Origin of the sequence: Lysinibacillus sp. NPDC094403, from assembly GCF_050278745.1 — a bacterium.
GTDB lineage: Bacteria > Bacillota > Bacilli > Bacillales_A > Planococcaceae > Lysinibacillus.
The window spans coordinates 54,996-72,629 of record NZ_JBNNTL010000010.1 but is presented as its reverse complement, the minus strand read 5'-3'; the positions used below and the strand labels follow the sequence as shown (position 1 = coordinate 72,629).

Here is a 17,634-nt window from a genome sequence, read left to right as displayed (position 1 = left end):
GTAGTCCCTAGTGTCGGGCTACTCCTTTTTTTCCTTCTTGTAATTGAATGCTGACAGTTGTACCTTGTTGTTCTTCAGAGGTAATCGTTACAGTTCCTCCGTGCGCTTCGATAATATCTCTAGCAATAGCAGTACCTAACCCAGTACCATGCGTTTGCTCAGTATTTGTACCTCGATAATAGCGCTCAAAAATATGTTCAAGGTCTTCTGCGGAAATGCCGTTACCATTATCAGAAATCGTAATAGAATGATCATCAACAAGAACTTTGACTGAAACATCAGAAGCATTATGAAGCAACGCATTGTGTAAAAAATTCATTACTGCACGGCGCATAAAGTGCACGTCAATGTGATGTTTGATGACTTCTTTAGTTGCAGTAAATTCTATATTGGCCTGCTCATATTGTGGTGTATTGAGTGTATCAATAACGATTTCGCGAATAAATTGCACCATATTTACTTCGCTTAAGCTGAGTGGAAGCTGCTGATGTCTTAATCGCATAGTTAAGTTTAAATCATCCAGTAAATCTTGCATATGCAATGATTGTTTTTCGATAATCTGAGCGTATTCTGTTTGTTCATGAGGAGTTAATTTTCCATCATTCAGTAGCTCCGAATAACCACGAATCGAGGCAAGAGGTGTTTTCATATCATGTGAGACATTGCTAATCCATTCCTCGCGCATCATCTCTAATCTTTTACGTTCCTGTTCATGTGCAGCAAGCTCTCTCGATACTTCATTTAAATTCTCAAAAACTGGTTTGTACACACCACGTGGCATTTTACTAGGCATATGATCATGATTCTTTAAATGGCGAATACGTTCAATCATTGCATGCAGAGGCTTGGTCAACGTTCGACCGAAAAGCCATCCAACTAGTGTAGCGACTAATAAGTCAGCAATAACAATGAATAACCCAAACTTGCCAATAAACTGTAATACTGATGAGCCAGAAAAATGCATGACTAATCTTGTAGTACCACTACCTTTAATACCAATGAGATAACTAACATCATCTTTACTGCCTACATATACCGTAGTGTCAGCATCAAATTCTTTATATTTATATATTTGAATTAAATCGATGGGTGCATAATGCGACTGAGCCTTATCTGGTGCAAAATGAGATTCAAGGACCTGGCCATTTACATCAAGCAATTGAATCCAAGCATTTCGCTGATGTAAGTGTTGAAGCCCCTCTTCACTTACTGATGGCGTACCATTACTGATTTCAATATACTTCTGGAAGTCCCGGACAAAGTTTTCTTCTGTATTAGCAATTCCTCGATCATAATCATTTGTTAGCTGATAAGTGAGAAGTCCGATTAGAATGACCGTATTGACGAAAATAACAATAATAACAATAGACAGCACAGAAAGAAGGAATCTAGCTGTTAATTTCCATTTCATACATGCTCCTCTTTGGGAATAACAAATTTATAGCCAAGACCCTTTACAGTTATAATATACACAGGTTTTGATGCATCTTTTTCAACCTTTTCACGCAGACGTCGAATATGCACCATGACGGTATTGTCTGAGCCGAAAAAGTCCTCTCCCCATACACGCTCAAACAGAGTTTCTTTACTTAAAATTCGATTAGGATTGTTCATAAAGCAAGCCATCAAGCCAATTTCCTTCGCCGTTAGCTCCAATAAAACGTCGTCCTTATGTACCTCCGTTTCATCCCCATTAAGCAAGAATGGACCAACTTGAATCGACTTCACGGAAGTTATTGGCGCTGCTTCCTGCGTTTGATAGCCAGCTCTGCGAAGCTGTGCCTTCACACGATAGGCAACCTCTTTAGGACTAAAAGGTTTCGTAATATAATCGTCTCCTCCGATAGCAAGTCCTAAAATTTTATCAATTTCCTCATTTTTCGCAGACATGAAAAGCACTGGCACATGCGACACTTCTCGAATACGTCGGCATAAATCGTAACCCTCGCCATCAGGAAGCATCACATCAAGAAGTACTATATCGGGTTGTGTCTGTTGAAAGCTCGTCCATGCTTCTTGAATGGAGCCAGCTGTATGAATTTGCTTATAACCTTCTTTTTGTAGGCTGACTTTTAGAAGGTTTGCTAAATCTGCCTCATCATCCACCACTAGAATAGTTGGTTCTTGCATTGTTCACACGTCCTTTCTTCTTTATTATTGTAAATCGTCATTAGCATTTTAAAAATAATGTATAAACAGTAGCACGATAAACATTTCTTTATTATCTCAAAAAGGGTTCTTCATTATAACGCGGAAGAGTAGTGCTAACGTACTTGAAATCTTCCCACCGATTGAAGTTCACTTTATGTGACTCATTATAAATGAAATTTGCTTAAAAAAGGAATTGAGACATTACTTGAAATTTTAATATGAAAAAAGCCTTTAAAATCAACGATGCAACTTTAGGTTGCGGAAAAAGTAACCAATGAGTTCTCGATTATTTTATGGGTTTTCAGTAAAGTTAAGGTATCAAAAATGATAGGCGGAATGATTTATGAATTTATCTCAGAACTTAAAAAATAAGAGAGAAGAACACAATTTTTCACAAGAAGATATTGCTCAAAAATTAAATGTTTCTAGACAATCTGTTTCAAAATGGGAAAACGGTAATTGTTATCCGGATTTAGATAATCTCATTTTGTTAAGTGAGCTATATAATATTTCGTTAGATGAATTGGTTAAAGGCGACAAAGATTTTCAAAAAAAAATTATAATCCAGAATACAGATAATAAACTTCAAACAACAAGATGGTGGGTTCTTATACCGATTATTGGAATGCTATACGGATTGATTTCAATGATTTTAAACCATTTTTAAACAGTATATTGAAAAAATAAATGCAGCTCTTTTAAAGCACTGTCTAGCTCCAACGTTCGGTTACTAATTGTTGGAGCTTTTTTAATTACACCGAGAAATACATGTATTACCAACTACACTTATTTTCATAGTACTAAAACTACCTACACCAAAAGAGATTTGAAGATGCTTGTGTTTACAAAATAATAGTGCAGACTTTTACAATGCATTTGTATGAGTTTGTGCTTTTTTTGTATAAATGGTTGAAAATATATATAATAGAAGGCATAATTTTCCATGTAATCAATGGCACATCCAATTCTATTGAACGGAAATCATTCATTTATTCATATGGAACGTGTAAGAAGGATTTCAACGCTACTATGATTATTCAATACATACGATTAGTGACATTTTCCTCGAAATGGCAGGAACTTTCAAACTTGATGTCGAAATAAAGCTTTATAATCGACAATTCACTACAAAAATTTATATAAAGCGTTGACAGTAATTTGCTATGCAAAATAACAAAATGAATCCAAGTTAGAGGGTCACGAAAGCGAAGCAGATTTTTGTAGCAAATTTTTGTTAGGGAACTTTTTAGACACATAAGGTTTTTAACAAAAGTATATATACATAACATAATAACTAGGAGCGTGACGAAAAAAATGACAAGCGAATTGCATGTGCTAGAAGAAGGAATGCAAAGTGAAGACTTTATACAGCAGCCCTTAGGCGTTGAAACATTATTCGTAAATGAATTCATAGATGGTATTTTAGATCCACAACAGAAAATGCTTGGACCTGTCAAAGACGGCGGAACAATTATTGCTAATACGACGCCAGGATGTTGGGGCCCGATGCTAACACCAACGATTCGTGGTGGGCATGAAGTAACAAAGCCTGTATTTGTAGAAGGGGCAGAGGTAGGAGACGCCATTGTTATCAAGATTAAATCAATCCAGGTAACATCATTAGCAACAGCATCTGGGCACGATGAGGTAATTACAGATCGATTCATTGGGGATCCATTCGTATCAGTAAAATGTCCAGGCTGCGGTAAGCTTCATCCAAGTACAGTTGTCAAAGGGATAGGTCGACAATCCATTCGCTGTTCGACATGTGATACAGAAACATCACCTTTTAACATGACGAATGGCTATACGATGGCACTAGATCATAAAGGTAATTTTGGTGTCACTGTTGGGCGAGAAGGGGCTCGACGTATTGCTCTTGATGCAAAAAATTATATGCGTACACCTGAAAATTCTGTGCAAAATCCTGTAGTTGCATTAGCACCAAGTGATTTGATTGGTGTTATGGCAAGAATGCGACCATTTTTAGGGCAACTTGGAACGACGCCTTCAAAGGCGATGCCAGACTCCCATAATGCTGGTGATTTTGGATCGCTTTTAATCGGTGCACCACATGAATATGCATTTACTCAAAATGAATTAGACACACACCGTACAGATGGACATATGGATATAAGCCGTGTTCGTGAGGGTGCAACGATTATTTGTCCAGTAAAGGTTCCGGGTGGCGGTGTGTATATAGGTGATATGCACGCAATGCAAGGGGACGGTGAAATTGCAGGACATACAACGGATGTTGCCGGTATTGTTCAACTTCAGGTAAGTGTATTGAAAAAAGTAGCTTTGGATGGCCCTATTTTATTGCCAAATACAGAGGATTTACCTTATACGGCAAAACCTTTTACAAAGGAAGAAAAACGACGTGCACGTGAGCTTGCTGAGGAATTCGGCGTTAAACAAGTGGAGGAAGTATTCCCTGTATCAATTGTTGGCTCTGGAACATCATTAAATGAAGCAACAACTAATGCTATAAGCCGTGCTGCAAGGCTTTTTGAAATGAGCGAGCCAGAGGTTATGAATCGAGCGACGATTACAGGATCGATTGAAATTGGCCGTCATCCAGGAGTTGTAACAGCAACTTTCCAAGTACCTAAAACAGCACTGAAAAAAGCACGAATTTATAAACCAGTGAAAAAGCAATATGATTAAATGCTGAGAAGCCCGAAAAGAAAGCAAACTAGAAAATTTCATAGTTTGCTTTTTTTGTTATAGGGAGAAAAATAACTGAATTTTGTATGGTGAAAGTTGGACGCAATTATGCCGAGGCATAATTGATAGTTATGTCTAAAATTTTACATTTTGAAATGGAATTCTAGTTGCTATAATAGAACAAGCTTAGAATATACAAAAACTCGATACAGTTTTATAGTATTTTGGATAGAAAAAAGGTGACTTATGGCAGATTTCGTACGTTTGCAAGACAAGAGAGAAAAAACAAACCCTATTAAAACATACATATTCAAGATGAAAGGTGGGGGACATGCTCCTTCACGAACAAATTTTGCTGATGCTATAACAGGTGCAATCGGTGGATTAATATGTATTTTCGTATTGCTTTGGTTGGCGAACTATACAGGGGCGCCTTGGTTAATGGCGTCACTTGGTGGAAGCTGTGTACTCGTATTTGTCGTTTGGAATGCGCCATTGTCCCAACCTCGAAATATTATTGGAGGTCATTTGATTTCAGCTTTTATCGGCTTGACCATGTATTCGTTGTTAGGGACGAGCATTGTCTCAATTAGCCTTGGCGTAGGTTTAACCATTTTTTTAATGTCCCTATTAGGAATCATTCATCCGCCAGCAGGAGCAAATCCGATTATTATTATTTTAGGGGGCTATGGATGGAACTATCTAGTAACGCCCGTTCTTATAGGCGCTCTCATTATCGTATTCTTTGGTCTTGTGATAAATAATCTACGAGAAACGCGGAAATACCCTTCGTTTTGGTGAAGAATAAATTGAAGTAAGTGGCGGAAAAAAGTTGCCCTTTCGGGGCAGAAAAAAATCCATCAAAAATTTGATGAATTTGAAAACCTTTTTTGCATCTGCCGCTACGCTTTCGATACAGAAAAAAATTCGTCAAACTTGACGAATTTGAAAACCATTTGCCCCTGCCGCTACGCTTTCGGGGCAGAAAAAAATCCATCAAAAATTTGATGGATTTGAAAACCTTTTTTGCATCTGCCGCTACGCTTTCGATGCAGAAAAAAATTCGTCAAACTTGACGAATTTTTTTTGTAACTATTTTGTTGGTCGCTCGTCTACTGTTTTGAGAATGTTTTTTCTCTGTTGTATTGGTGAATAATGCATAGCTTTCTTTAGTTGTGCGTAATATGGAGCTAGCTTTGACTAGCGAAGGCAATGAGCTATTGGTGACAATACGAATGGGCTACCAACTTATGAGTGATTGTCCAATGAGCTCATTTGCCATTTTTTAAACCGAAACTTAATCTTATAAGCCGTCTATGAAGTATCTGCCCTTTATAGATGGCTTTTTTTATGCTGCTGTAGCTGAAGTTGTCGATTTTGACGAATACTTTTGTTGTCATTTCTTTTATGCATATCACGATTTTTTAGCATATGTTGGATAAGATTTGTTATATTGAAGAAAGAGTAATCAATTAGACAAGTATTTTACATGATAGGGGAAGATCTTTGTTGGTTGAATTTGATGGGGGGCTCCAGTTGCATGCTGTTGGATTGTGATGAGCAGTTATTCATGACATATAAACAAAGTGGTGAAAAGGGTGCTGAAAAATTACTTTCAAAATGGTTAGAGGCAGAGAGTGACTCACAGGCAGACCCGAAAATACTAGGTACTGCACTTTCACCGAATTTATTTTTAGTGAATGAGGAAACAGCGATGAATATTGCGTTTTCAACTGCACGAAAATATTGGGGCCGTGTAACGACAGATATGCAAACTTTTTTTAACAAGCATGGTTTAGATACTAAATTTGTTAATGAACGTCTCAATGCTTTTTTTTATACGCAAAAAGGCAAGGAGACCTTTTTTGAGCAGCTTTTTGCACAGCATACAATGGACTTAGAGCGATTAATCTGGCTAATTTTCGGGAAGCGAATGCAAATTACAATGCCAGTCAATGAACTACAAACTATATTTTTATATAAATTTGAAAATGAATATTTAGTGCATATGATTTATAAAGAAGATGCCCAATTTTGGCATTGGCTTTTCATGAAAAAAGTGTATTCACTATTTATCCACAAACCATTAGAACAATTCACATTTATCCATGAAATGATGGGTCATATTGAGCATTCTACAAGAGAAACTTATGCACATGTGAATAACTTTGTGAATAATCACAGAAAAATCCTGGATAAGTGTATAACTTATGTGGATAACCATAATTCTACTTGTTTAGCAAAAAAGCAGTTACATCTCTACCAAATTGTAACGCACTATCGTTTATCAGAAGGGGATTATCAATGCGTAAAAGCTCTAATTACTTCTTTTGAAGCGGATTGGCGTTATTCGATGTATGCATTGACAGAGAAAGAAAAAGCTCTGATTGCATATCTTCTATTTCATATAGCACATAAGGAAAAAAATCATGAAACTGTTATTCACTACGGAGAGTATTTATTAGAAGATGAACGACTTAATAACTACGCGATAGAGATTTTATTGGAGTATAAGGAGTTATTGCCGAATCGTAAGCCAACACCTCCTGCCATCATTAAAAATTATGAACTTAATTTTTTAGAAAACTTGTATGCAGTACTGCTTGATCATTATGTAAAAATGGGACGTTATCAAGAGGGGCTCCTCCTTTTAAAGGAACATGTACTAGCATCTAATAAAAAAATACATGCCACTTTAGTACAGGGTAACTATAGTAATGAGCAATTTATTGCGATTGAGGCGTTTGTTCAGCAGGATATTGCTCTACATGTTAATAATTCATTACAGCAAGTCGGCTTGTCTGTGGAAGAATGGCGTCGACATTACCGTCAGCCAGAAACTCCTTACAGTTTGGTAGCACAGAGCGCATCCTTGCATATGCTCAATATTTTAAAGGTATTATTTGTAACAGAGCAGTATGAGCTTTTTGAAAAATTAATGGAAATTTATAAAAAATATTTACTCATTGACGATCATTTCGAAAAGCTACGAGTTTTTATTAGTGCATATGTTTAACTCCTTTCCGATTCCGAACGCAATTGTGCCGAGGCTTAATTGATTAGAAATACAAAAAAAGTGTCTAATGTGATAAATGCAGCATTAGACACTCTTTTTATTTCGTGCAGTTGGCGCTTATGATATTATTCTAAAACCCCTTTGTCCTTTAAGCCTGCAATCTGCTCGACGCTATAGCCAAGTGAAGATAACACTTCTTCATTATGCTCTCCAAGCTTAGCACCTACATGCTTGTACTGCGGCTTAACACCGTCAAACTTAAAAGCAGATGCAATTTGTTTTTGCGTAGTACCGTCGCTTTTGGGAATATCAACAATCATGTCACGAGCCTTGAGCTGAGGATGTTCGCATGCTTCAGGAAAAGTTAATACGGGTTCGACGCATCCCTCGAAATTCTCGTTAAATACTTCAAGCCATTCTTCGTAAGTCTTTGATAAGAACGCATCATGGACAGCCTCTTTAAAACGAATTTGTGTATAGTATGAATCATTAAAAGTATTATCAATGAGCTCAGGAATATCAAGCGCTTCACAAAGTAATCTGCGGAATTGAGGCTCAAGACTTCCTACTGAGAAAAATCTGCCATCTTTTGTTTTGTAAAAGTCATAGTAGCTGCCACCATTTAAAATTTCTTGCTCGGGCTGAGGCACACGATCACCACCAATATAGGCTGACCCATACATAGCATTGAGCGAAAATACAGCATCGGTCATACTTATATCAATATATTGCCCTTCACCTGTTTTTTCACGATGTAAAGCAGCAGCAAGTACTCCAATCGCTGCATGCATTGTGCCCCCAGCAATATCAGCTAGCTGAATACCCATTGAGACAGGTTTTTTATCTTTATGACGTGAATAATCAAGTATACCAGCTAATGATAAATAGTTATTGTCATGTCCAGGCCGATTGCTATATGGTCCAGTTTGTCCATAGCCTGTAACAGCACAATAAATAACTTTAGGATTTATTTCTTTTAAAGCCTCATAGCCGATGCCAAGTCGTTGCATGACACCAGGTCGAAATCCTTCGATAATTATGTCGTACTCTTTAACGAGTGACTTAACAATTTCTATAGCTTCAGGCAATTTTAAATTTAATGTTAATGACTTTTTAGAGCGATTCAAATGTTGATGAATATACGCCTCATGATCATCGTCGTAAGGTGGCATAATACGCGTTAAATCTACGCGCTTTGATGATTCAACGTGAATAACCTCTGCGCCTAAATCAGCAAATATCATTGTCGCCATTGGTCCCGGTAGTAATGCAGAAAAATCGAGAATTTTTAACCCCTTTAAAATACCCAAATCTCCCAACCCCTTTTTGTGTAGGCTACAACGTCTTCTATTTAAGAAGGTATTGTAGCGCTTTTCTCATAATCCCCATTTTGTGAAAAGCGTGCATCACTCTGTATTAATACAGAGTGATTGTAAATTATCAGTATTATAACAGAAGAATTGATGGCTTGACTATGTTAAATTTTATTATAGAATATTTAGTTGAAAAATTATATGTCAGAATAACGATAAAAGTAAAAATATTCAGAATGTGGGATTATCCTCATAACGTGTGGGTGGTTTTGTTCCGTTTGGTCCAATCAATCAACTTATAAAAAGGGCATACGTTTTAACTTCTTTCAGCTACATCTGCTGAAAGAAGTTAAAGAATCCTTACAGATTACGATAAGGTTAAAAAATCTCTATGCAATAGATTTCTGCATAGAGATTATTTGTACTATTGGTCAGCGCTGATAAACTTCAACCATTCAAATTACTTAGAATAAAAGTTAACTGTATAATAGGGCGCACCGTTATCTTTAAAGCAGACACCAACAAATATATGTGTAAATTCTTTTCTTAAAATATTTATACGGTGGCCTTTTGAGTTCATCAGTGCTTCATGGGCAAATATACTATTGTGCTGACCATGGGCTATATTTTCGCCATACCAATAGTAATTAACTCCACCAGCAGTGAGGCGGTCATTGGAATGATTACCATTATGATCTTCATGACTAAAAAATTGATGTGTGATCATATTGCTACTATGCAGCTGAGCAATAGGATTATACCCTTTGTCATAAATGAGTGGCTGTAATCCTTCTATAACTCGCTCATGGTTAATTAGGTCAACCATTAAATCTTCAAGTCCTGTTCGTAGTTCTTTGGAAGGCTTACCATAATAACCATACTTACTTAATTCTGTTTTGGCATTAATCCAAATAATAGAACGAACAATATTGTTTTTGTGTAAATCATAGAAAAAAGTAACATAATGATGATCAATCAAATAGGTCCCGTGTGTAGTATTGCCTTCACTATTTTTGTAATCGAGCAAATAGCTTGTGTTTTGATAGTGAATGGCTCTAAGTGGAAGACCGTATTTTTTATTCACATCTGTTCGATTAGCACCGATACGAATACCAAATACGCTATACCCAGTGCGTGTTTCATATCCTCCGACCTCATTGGAATTATGTTTGCCTACGAGGAAAAATTGGGAGTAGTCTGTCTCTACTCGATGCCATTTCATCTTATATTCACTTTGAAAGTTAGATATTGACAAAGATTTTTGTGTATTTGTTACAATTGAACGAGCTGACTTCTTTGGATTGAGAGAAGTATTCCATAGAGCCATACTAAAACCAACCATTATCGGAGCTACTTTACGTAACAACATATTTAAACCCTCTTCTAATAATAAATTTATAATTAAAATCTATCGAAATAATAAAAGTTTCATAGATATAAATTACTATATTTTTGTTCCATTAACGATGCTAAAATTTTGGAACTTCCTCTACTATATGGCTCATTAAAAGCTGAAGATGATATTTGTTTAAAATGTATGCCTTTTATATTAGTTGATCTTCGTTTCGACTTGGCAACTCCTTGGGGATTAGCGTTAGAGGAACGAAGGCTAAAGCCATCACATCCTATGATAACGCCTTCGTGACCAACCTCGGTGCTGTTGCCGCTGCCACTTCGCTTTCGCGCAAAAAACATCTGTTGGCCCGACGCCCCTAGGAAAGCGCTTAGTCGGAACGGAAATCAACCACACGTTTTATGATGGTGAGTCTACTATATTACTTTTGCTATAAGAGGGTCTTGAAAAGCTCACTATTTTGACAAATACTCTTCTCTGGAAATAATAAATTTTCTTAATAAGTGATTTTTTGTGCTTTAATAGAATAATAGAGTAAATAAAAAATAGGGGTAAAACGTAGAAAATGAAATCAAAACAGTTAAAGTTAAAGCATTTAATCATGGGAGTTGCATTAGCTGCTTTTTTCTTAACAGGCATTGGTAGCATTTGGAGCGGTTACCGAATGAATGTTGCCTCGATTAAAGAAAATACGCTTGAAACGAATCGAGTATATGCACAAAAATTAGCAACAACCGCAAGTTCCTATCTTGAAGAATCTTTTCAGATTTTAGGGTATAGCGTCAGTACGATAAAGACGAAAATGCATGATAACAATGCATTGATTCAGGAAACTGAGCGTTTAAAAAGGCAAAATAATATGTTTAACTCTGTTCTTATTACAAATGCAGAAGGTCGTGTATTATCTATTTCACCACCATCTATAGAGGTACAAGGTGAAGTATTAACATCTGTTGGAGCAAAAGAGGCTTTATCTAAAAGGGAACCTCTTGTCTCAAAGCCTTATAAAGGAATGACAGGTCATCTCCTTATTTTTATATCGTATCCTATATTTTCAGACACAAATGAATATTTAGGGATGGTAGGCGGGACAATTTATTTAAAGGAACGAAATGTTTTTAATGATTTACTCGGAGAGCATTATTATCATGATGGTTCATATGTGTATGTAGTTGATTCAGATGGGCGTGTTATCTATCATCAGGACCCAAGTCGCGTCAATGATATCGCTATTGATAATAAAGTTGTCCAAGCAGTGGTTTCAGGAAAAAGTGGGGCTCAGCAAGTAATGAATACTAGAGGAGTAGAAATGCTTGCTGGTTATAGTAACGTACCTTTAACAGGCTGGGGAGTAATTGCTCAAAGACCGTTAGATGTAGCATTAGACCCTTCATTTGATAGAGTACAAGATGTAGCTATAAAATCTATTCCGCTTATGCTAATTTCAATTTTAATTGTTCTTTGGGCTGCGGCACGTATTGCAAATCCCTTACAGCAATTAGCTACATTAACAGAGGAGAGCATGGAATCGAAAAATGTAGAAGGCTTAAAATCTGTACGCAGTTGGTATTATGAAGTGTACTATCTAAAAAGTGCTCTTATTCGGAGTTTAACATTTTTACAGGGTCAGGTATCCTATTTTAAAGATCAATCTACAACAGATCCGTTAACAGGTGTAACCAATCGTCGAACAATGGATGCGATGCTAGCTGAGTGGCTTGAGAACGATTTGCCACATGCCCTCATTTTGCTTGATTTAGATCATTTTAAAAGTGTTAATGATACGTATGGTCATGCAGTAGGTGATAAGGTTTTACAATTTTTAGCTAAAAATATGAAAACAGTTGCTCGTAAGGGCGATGTTTGCTGTCGCTACGGTGGTGAGGAATTTGTGATGTTATTGCCAGCTACTACAGTTGAGGAAGCGGCACAGGTAGCCGAGCAACTGCGTGATATTTTGGCACATACTATAAGTCCTTGTGGTCGCCCAGTTACATTATCTGCCGGTGTTGCAGTGTATCCGCAAATGGCCGACACAACAGAAAAATTAATTGAAGTTGCGGATGGTGCGCTGTATCTTGCAAAACAAGCAGGACGGAACCGAGTCATGGTAGCAGAGCAAAAAAATAAATAAAAAAATGTATTGAAATATGCATACATTTCTAATTTTGGGGTACATGATTAATGCAACGATCATTTGGGCAAGCTACTTTTAAGTCATTCCCCTATGACTTGTAAATCATGTTCAAATGATACGTAACTCGGGACACATCTCTTGATCGACTTGACAAGATGTAAGGTTATCCCCCTTTCCCTTATGACATCACAAGTATGACCAGATGTATGCCTATATATCGTTAAAGCCAAGTGAGCACCGATGCTCCTTGGCTTTTTTTATGTGGGGCTAAGGAAAAGGTGTTTCGGAAATGTAGAATGATGCATTTAGACTTAGTTTCTTTATTCGCTTCGCTCCAGTGTCTCATCTGTGACGCTAATCCCCAAGGAGTTGCCCAGTCGGAACGAAGATCAACTTATTTACATGGCATACGGTTAAATGATAATGAACTTTTTTTGTTTGTTTCCGATTTTTGTTAACGATTTTCTTCCAGTATTTTAGAATTATCTATGAAGGTTTACTACCTACCTGTCGATATAAAGGGTATGATGAAAATGATATTTTGAACGTATCAAATACATAGATGAAAGGAAGAGTGGGATGGATAAAACAAAAGTCCAAAAAGTCCAAAAAGTGAACAAAGCACTTATAGCAACTGTTTTTGCTACTAGTGGGATTGCTGTTGTAGTGCCACCACCACAAAAGGCAGCTGCAGCTACTTCACCATTTACGGATATTGACCAATATTCAAGTCATTATGACAATATTTTAAAATTATACTCTCAAGGTGCAATCAGTGGGTATGCAGATAAAACCTTTCGACCAAATCAAAGTGTAACACGTGGTCAGGCAGCAAAAATGCTGGCTACTGTTTTAAAATTAGATTTAAAAAATGTGCAAGATCCATATTTTAAAGATGTCCCAAAAAGCAGCGAATATTACAAGTATATAGCTGCATTACAAAATGCAGGGATCATGTCTGGGTATTCAAACGGAACATTTATGCCTAATGAAGTGATTACACGTGGACAATTAGCGAAAATTTTAGTGCTTGGCTTTAAATTTGAGGTAGCGTCTAATTACAACCATAGTTTCAAAGATGTAACTAGCCAAACAAGCAACGCAATCTATATTCAAACTTTAGTAGATTTAAAGATTACAGAAGGAACAACACCTGTCACATTCTCACCATATAATGTGGTAACACGTGGACAAATAGCATCTTTTATTGTGCGTTCACAAGAGAAAAAAGGCAATGCCACATCATTTAAAATTACTGGTGTAGAAGACGACACTGTCTACATAAATGCTGAGCCATACTCAGTACCAGAAAGTCTCTCGCATATTTTTAACGAAGATAATGCACCGGTATTAAAAGGAGCACTTATTGAAGGGGATCTTTCGGGCAAAACCATTCATTCTGTATCAAAGCTAATATTGAATGCAAGCGGGACAAGCTCGAGATTTCTAGAGTTTAATGGCAATCATGGGTCCTTCGGTGCGACAATCGTTGTCAATGGGAACTATATTGAATTTGCAGATGTGACATTGACTGGCACAATGCTTGTCAACGAAACGGTACGTCCACCTTTACAATTAGGCGTTTCCAACTATAAGCCATTATCGCTTGGCCGTATAGCAAGCACCAATACGGCATTTATCAACTGGTCTAATCCAGATAATCCAAATGATGAAGGCTCGTCCAATAAAGGTCCGACAACAGATTTTCAAAATTGGACAGATCAAAACTCCGACAAGAATCCGGAAAAAAACAAGCCATTTGAAAACTGGTCTAAAGATAAAGTGACGATGAAAAATGTTGAAAAACATATTGAATTTTATAACAGCACTGTATCACGCTTAGTTGTCTCTCAAAATGGTACAAAAATTGAAACGAATACTAAGCTACCACGTGTAGACATCATCGGGAATGTCCGTGAATTTGAGATTCAAGGAAATATCGGCACACTAAACCTTGATACAGAAACGAAGCTGACAATTTATGGAGATGGCAACATCGACTGGATTAACTACAATAGCTATACAGATTTAGAGCTGTATATAGACGGTCGTGTAGGAACTCTGTATGTTGATAATGCATATGGTTGGATTGATCTTGGAGATTACACGTATGTTGACAAAGTTATTTTACCGAAGGGCGAGGGACCGAATAATATCTTCGACGACTTCCTAGAGGATAAAGATAATGTTGGTATTATTACAGATCCAGACGGTAAACCAATCGATAAAGACGATATTGATAATCAAAAACCAGCTGATAAAACAAAACCATTAATCGACATTACGAATGTAAATGTTCTAAGTGGTAGTGAGGTACAGGTAGATTTCACTTCAGATAAAGTTGGAACTTATTACTATATTGTTCGTGAAAAAGGCGTCGATGCACCAACGAAAAAAGAAATGGTAAATCGTATTTCTACTGACAATGTGGCAAGTGGAACAGGCGCAGCAGTGATTAACAAAAACACATTTAAAATCACTAATTTAGGTGAGAAAAAAGAATATGTAGTTTATGTGATGGTCGTGGATGGAGCGAAAAATGTTTCGGATATTAAATCAAAAGAATTCAAAATGAAGGATACTATAGCACCTGTAGTGACATTTAAATCTGTAAATCCACTTCCTGGAGGAAAAAGGGCAGAAGTAACATTTAATTCAACAAAGCCTGGGGAATATTTCTATTTAGTGCGTAAAAAGTCAAATAATACTCCACCGACTGCAGAGGAAATTATTTCAAAACCAACAGATAAGGGTAAGGTTACTGGCAATACTCCCGCCGAGTTAACAAAAAAAATACTGCTAGAAAATCTAGAGGCCAAAACAGAGTATGACTTCTTTATAGTAGTGAAAGATAGCTCAGGTAATATATCGAAGGTTGCTTCAACGTTGATCTCAACACTTGAGTTAGATGAAATACATCCATTTGTTGTAGGTTCTGCGCCAGGAAAAGATAAAGATTTAGTTCCAATTGGCGATAACCAATTTTATATTTATTTCAATGAAGAGTTAGATGAGTCTACTGCCAATGATCCTAAAAATTATGATTTATCTGGTACAGTTATTATTAATATATCAGGTCGTCCAACTATTAAACCATCAGCAGCTGTTTACTCTAAAAACGGAACAGGTTCTAAAGTTTTACTTACAGTACCATCTCAAACAGGCTTCGTAGAAGGTGATACATTAAAAGTAACTGTATTACCGGGTGTAAAAGATAGAGCAGGTAATGAGTTTGAAAATAAAAACACTGTACCTGTTGGTATGGTTCCGAATAACTATGCTGAGTATACGCATAATGATAAAGTTGAACCGAAATTATCGATTAAAAATGTAATAAGAAAACCTGATGAATCAGATGGAAGAGTTAAAGTGGAGGTTGAATTTGAACCTAAAAAAGCTGGTACTTATTACTATATGGTGATTCCTGATACTATTGTTATAAATGGGGAAAATAAAAAATTTGCTGATTTGGGAATTGATCAATTAGATTTTGTAAATGAATTTGAAGCAGATTCATCCAAGCATTCTGGCAAATTCCAAGTGGATGGTAAAGACATTTATATCCAAAAAGAAGGTCCAAAGTCTGCTAATTTAGAGAATACAACAATGAAGTATGACATTCTTATTCCAAAAAATAATCTCAATCCATTTTTAAGTTATAGCGTATACATGGTTCTAAAAGATCGTTCTGGTAAAATTTCGTTAATTGATTCGAAAAAAATGGTGGGAGACACAGAGGCTCCTCTTGTTACAGGTCTTGAGATTAAACCTATGCCTGAAAATGACAAACAGGCTATTATTAACTTCAATGCTGATGAAAAAACAACTTTATATTATTGGGCTGTACCAAAGAAAAATTCAGATGGTTCAGCTAATCCTAATGCGAATTTAACAGATGAAGAGGTTTTGAAAAAGAATTTAATAGACAATAATAAAAAAATCGGATTAGATGCGGCAGGAGCTAGTGGCGATCGAAAGATAGATGGCTTAACCCCCCATACAGAATATGTTGTATATTTTGGAGCTGAAGATACTTATGGAAACTTTACAGTGTTAGGAAAAAATGAAGGAAGTACTTTCCCTAATCCTGCACGTGAAGGAATAATGAAAAGAGAACTATATACTGATGGCACAAAGCCTAAAATAGAGCCAATGATAAAGAAAATCACAGAAAAAGATTTTAAATCTTTCAGTCAAAATCCATTAACTTCAGATTCTATGACATTTAGTGAGGATAAAACATTTGTAGTGACGTTCTCAGAAGCGCTAGATATTACAGATGCTCAATTACTTTCTGCATTAAATACTAAACTAGATGGTACAACTGCAACGATTAGTAAGATAGAATGGGAAGACACATCAAAAATTAAAACATCGGAGCCACGCCGACTCTTAATTCAATTTAATCAAAATGTCTTAAGTAGCTTTACACTTGATATGAACAAAGGAACAATTGTGGTTAAAGACTTTGCTGGCTTAACGTTCGATAAACCACTAGGAGAGTTTAAATATCAAAATATGCCTGGATTCGGTATTTCTGGCGCAGGTTTAATAGGGAATCTTACAAAGAATTCAAGCCTTCCTGCAACATCCAATAGAATTCAAGTAGTATACACTGCAAACTCTAAAGTGCATAATCCAAAATATTATTATGTAATGTCAAATACAGACTATGACATTACATCATCAACAAATATTTTAACAAAGCAACATATCATTGCAGGTATTGATCCAGAAAATAATCTAGCGTTTGATGTTAAAGGTTCTGATATTATGTCCGGAAACTCATTACTAAATATTCTATTATGGCCAGATAATTTGATTGGTACTAGCAATCAACCTGAAAAAGTATTTATTGAAGGTAAATACATCTATATGGTGTTGATGGATGACTATGGAAATATTTCAGATATAGCTAAAACGACTATAATTAAATAGTAAAAAAGACACCACCTGCTGTTGATCCAAAATATGATCCAGTATTTACAAAAGG

Annotated in this window: 10 protein-coding genes; 6 read left to right on the top strand and 4 right to left on the bottom strand. The window is 36.3% G+C overall.

Annotated features, from left to right (window positions below):
• Window positions 1–7: 7 nt before the first annotated feature.
• Both ACQKMV_RS15410 and ACQKMV_RS15405 read right to left on the bottom strand, forming a co-directional pair.
• Window positions 8–1,411 carry a sensor histidine kinase gene (locus tag ACQKMV_RS15410; protein ID WP_427505016.1) on the bottom strand — a complete coding sequence of 468 codons (1,404 nt, stop codon included), beginning with the start codon at window positions 1,409–1,411 and terminating at the stop codon, window positions 8–10.
• Window positions 1,408–2,130: a response regulator transcription factor gene (locus ACQKMV_RS15405; RefSeq protein ID WP_427505014.1), complete on the bottom strand. Its 723-nt coding sequence runs from the start codon at window positions 2,128–2,130 to the stop codon at window positions 1,408–1,410. The genes ACQKMV_RS15410 and ACQKMV_RS15405 overlap by 4 nt, the downstream gene beginning before the upstream one ends.
• Before the next feature lie 364 nt (window positions 2,131–2,494).
• Here ACQKMV_RS15405 and ACQKMV_RS15400 point away from each other — a divergent pair, with 364 nt between their 5' ends.
• The 4 genes from ACQKMV_RS15400 to ACQKMV_RS15385 all read left to right on the top strand — a co-directional run bounded on the left by ACQKMV_RS15400 (window position 2,495) and on the right by ACQKMV_RS15385 (window position 7,837).
• On the top strand, window positions 2,495–2,818 hold the full coding sequence (locus ACQKMV_RS15400) for a helix-turn-helix domain-containing protein (protein WP_427505013.1): 324 nt from the start codon (window positions 2,495–2,497) through the stop codon (window positions 2,816–2,818).
• Window positions 2,819–3,465: 647 nt separating this feature from the next.
• Window positions 3,466–4,821: an acetamidase/formamidase family protein gene (locus ACQKMV_RS15395; RefSeq protein WP_427505011.1), complete on the top strand. Its 1,356-nt coding sequence runs from the start codon at window positions 3,466–3,468 to the stop codon at window positions 4,819–4,821.
• Window positions 4,822–5,067: 246 nt separating this feature from the next.
• The gene (locus ACQKMV_RS15390; protein WP_427505009.1) at window positions 5,068–5,622 is read left to right on the top strand and encodes an HPP family protein; all 555 of its coding nucleotides are present in this window, start codon (window positions 5,068–5,070) and stop codon (window positions 5,620–5,622) included.
• A gap of 739 nt (window positions 5,623–6,361) precedes the next feature.
• On the top strand, window positions 6,362–7,837 hold the full coding sequence (locus ACQKMV_RS15385; RefSeq protein WP_427505008.1) for a hypothetical protein: 1,476 nt from the start codon (window positions 6,362–6,364) through the stop codon (window positions 7,835–7,837).
• Between the two features lie 125 nt (window positions 7,838–7,962).
• Here the strand turns inward: ACQKMV_RS15385 and ACQKMV_RS15380 are convergent, their stop codons facing one another.
• Together ACQKMV_RS15380 and ACQKMV_RS15375 are read right to left on the bottom strand one after the other, a co-directional pair.
• Complete coding sequence (locus tag ACQKMV_RS15380; protein ID WP_427505007.1) at window positions 7,963–9,147, bottom strand: CaiB/BaiF CoA transferase family protein; 1,185 nt, start codon at window positions 9,145–9,147, stop codon at window positions 7,963–7,965.
• A gap of 463 nt (window positions 9,148–9,610) precedes the next feature.
• The gene (locus ACQKMV_RS15375; RefSeq protein WP_427505006.1) at window positions 9,611–10,519 is read right to left on the bottom strand and encodes a CAP-associated domain-containing protein; all 909 of its coding nucleotides are present in this window, start codon (window positions 10,517–10,519) and stop codon (window positions 9,611–9,613) included.
• A 550-nt stretch (window positions 10,520–11,069) separates the two neighbouring features.
• On the opposite strand from ACQKMV_RS15375, the gene ACQKMV_RS15370 reads away from it, so the two are divergent.
• Together ACQKMV_RS15370 and ACQKMV_RS15365 are read left to right on the top strand one after the other, a co-directional pair.
• Window positions 11,070–12,638 (top strand): sensor domain-containing diguanylate cyclase, encoded by a 1,569-nt coding sequence (locus ACQKMV_RS15370; RefSeq protein WP_427505005.1) that lies wholly within the window; start codon window positions 11,070–11,072, stop codon window positions 12,636–12,638.
• Window positions 12,639–13,220: 582 nt separating this feature from the next.
• Window positions 13,221–17,579, top strand: coding sequence for an S-layer homology domain-containing protein (locus tag ACQKMV_RS15365; protein ID WP_427505004.1), 4,359 nt, complete (start codon window positions 13,221–13,223; stop codon window positions 17,577–17,579).
• Window positions 17,580–17,634 lie beyond the last annotated feature (55 nt).

Coding starts and splice junctions, on each gene's coding strand:
- ACQKMV_RS15410 (WP_427505016.1), bottom strand. CDS start 1,411: ATGAAATGGAAATTAACAGCTAGATTCCTTCTTTCTGTGCTGTCTATT.
- ACQKMV_RS15405 (WP_427505014.1), bottom strand. CDS start 2,130: ATGCAAGAACCAACTATTCTAGTGGTGGATGATGAGGCAGATTTAGCA.
- ACQKMV_RS15400 (WP_427505013.1), top strand. CDS start 2,495: ATGAATTTATCTCAGAACTTAAAAAATAAGAGAGAAGAACACAATTTT.
- ACQKMV_RS15395 (WP_427505011.1), top strand. CDS start 3,466: ATGACAAGCGAATTGCATGTGCTAGAAGAAGGAATGCAAAGTGAAGAC.
- ACQKMV_RS15390 (WP_427505009.1), top strand. CDS start 5,068: ATGGCAGATTTCGTACGTTTGCAAGACAAGAGAGAAAAAACAAACCCT.
- ACQKMV_RS15385 (WP_427505008.1), top strand. CDS start 6,362: ATGCTGTTGGATTGTGATGAGCAGTTATTCATGACATATAAACAAAGT.
- ACQKMV_RS15375 (WP_427505006.1), bottom strand. CDS start 10,519: ATGTTGTTACGTAAAGTAGCTCCGATAATGGTTGGTTTTAGTATGGCT.
- ACQKMV_RS15370 (WP_427505005.1), top strand. CDS start 11,070: ATGAAATCAAAACAGTTAAAGTTAAAGCATTTAATCATGGGAGTTGCA.
- ACQKMV_RS15365 (WP_427505004.1), top strand. CDS start 13,221: ATGGATAAAACAAAAGTCCAAAAAGTCCAAAAAGTGAACAAAGCACTT.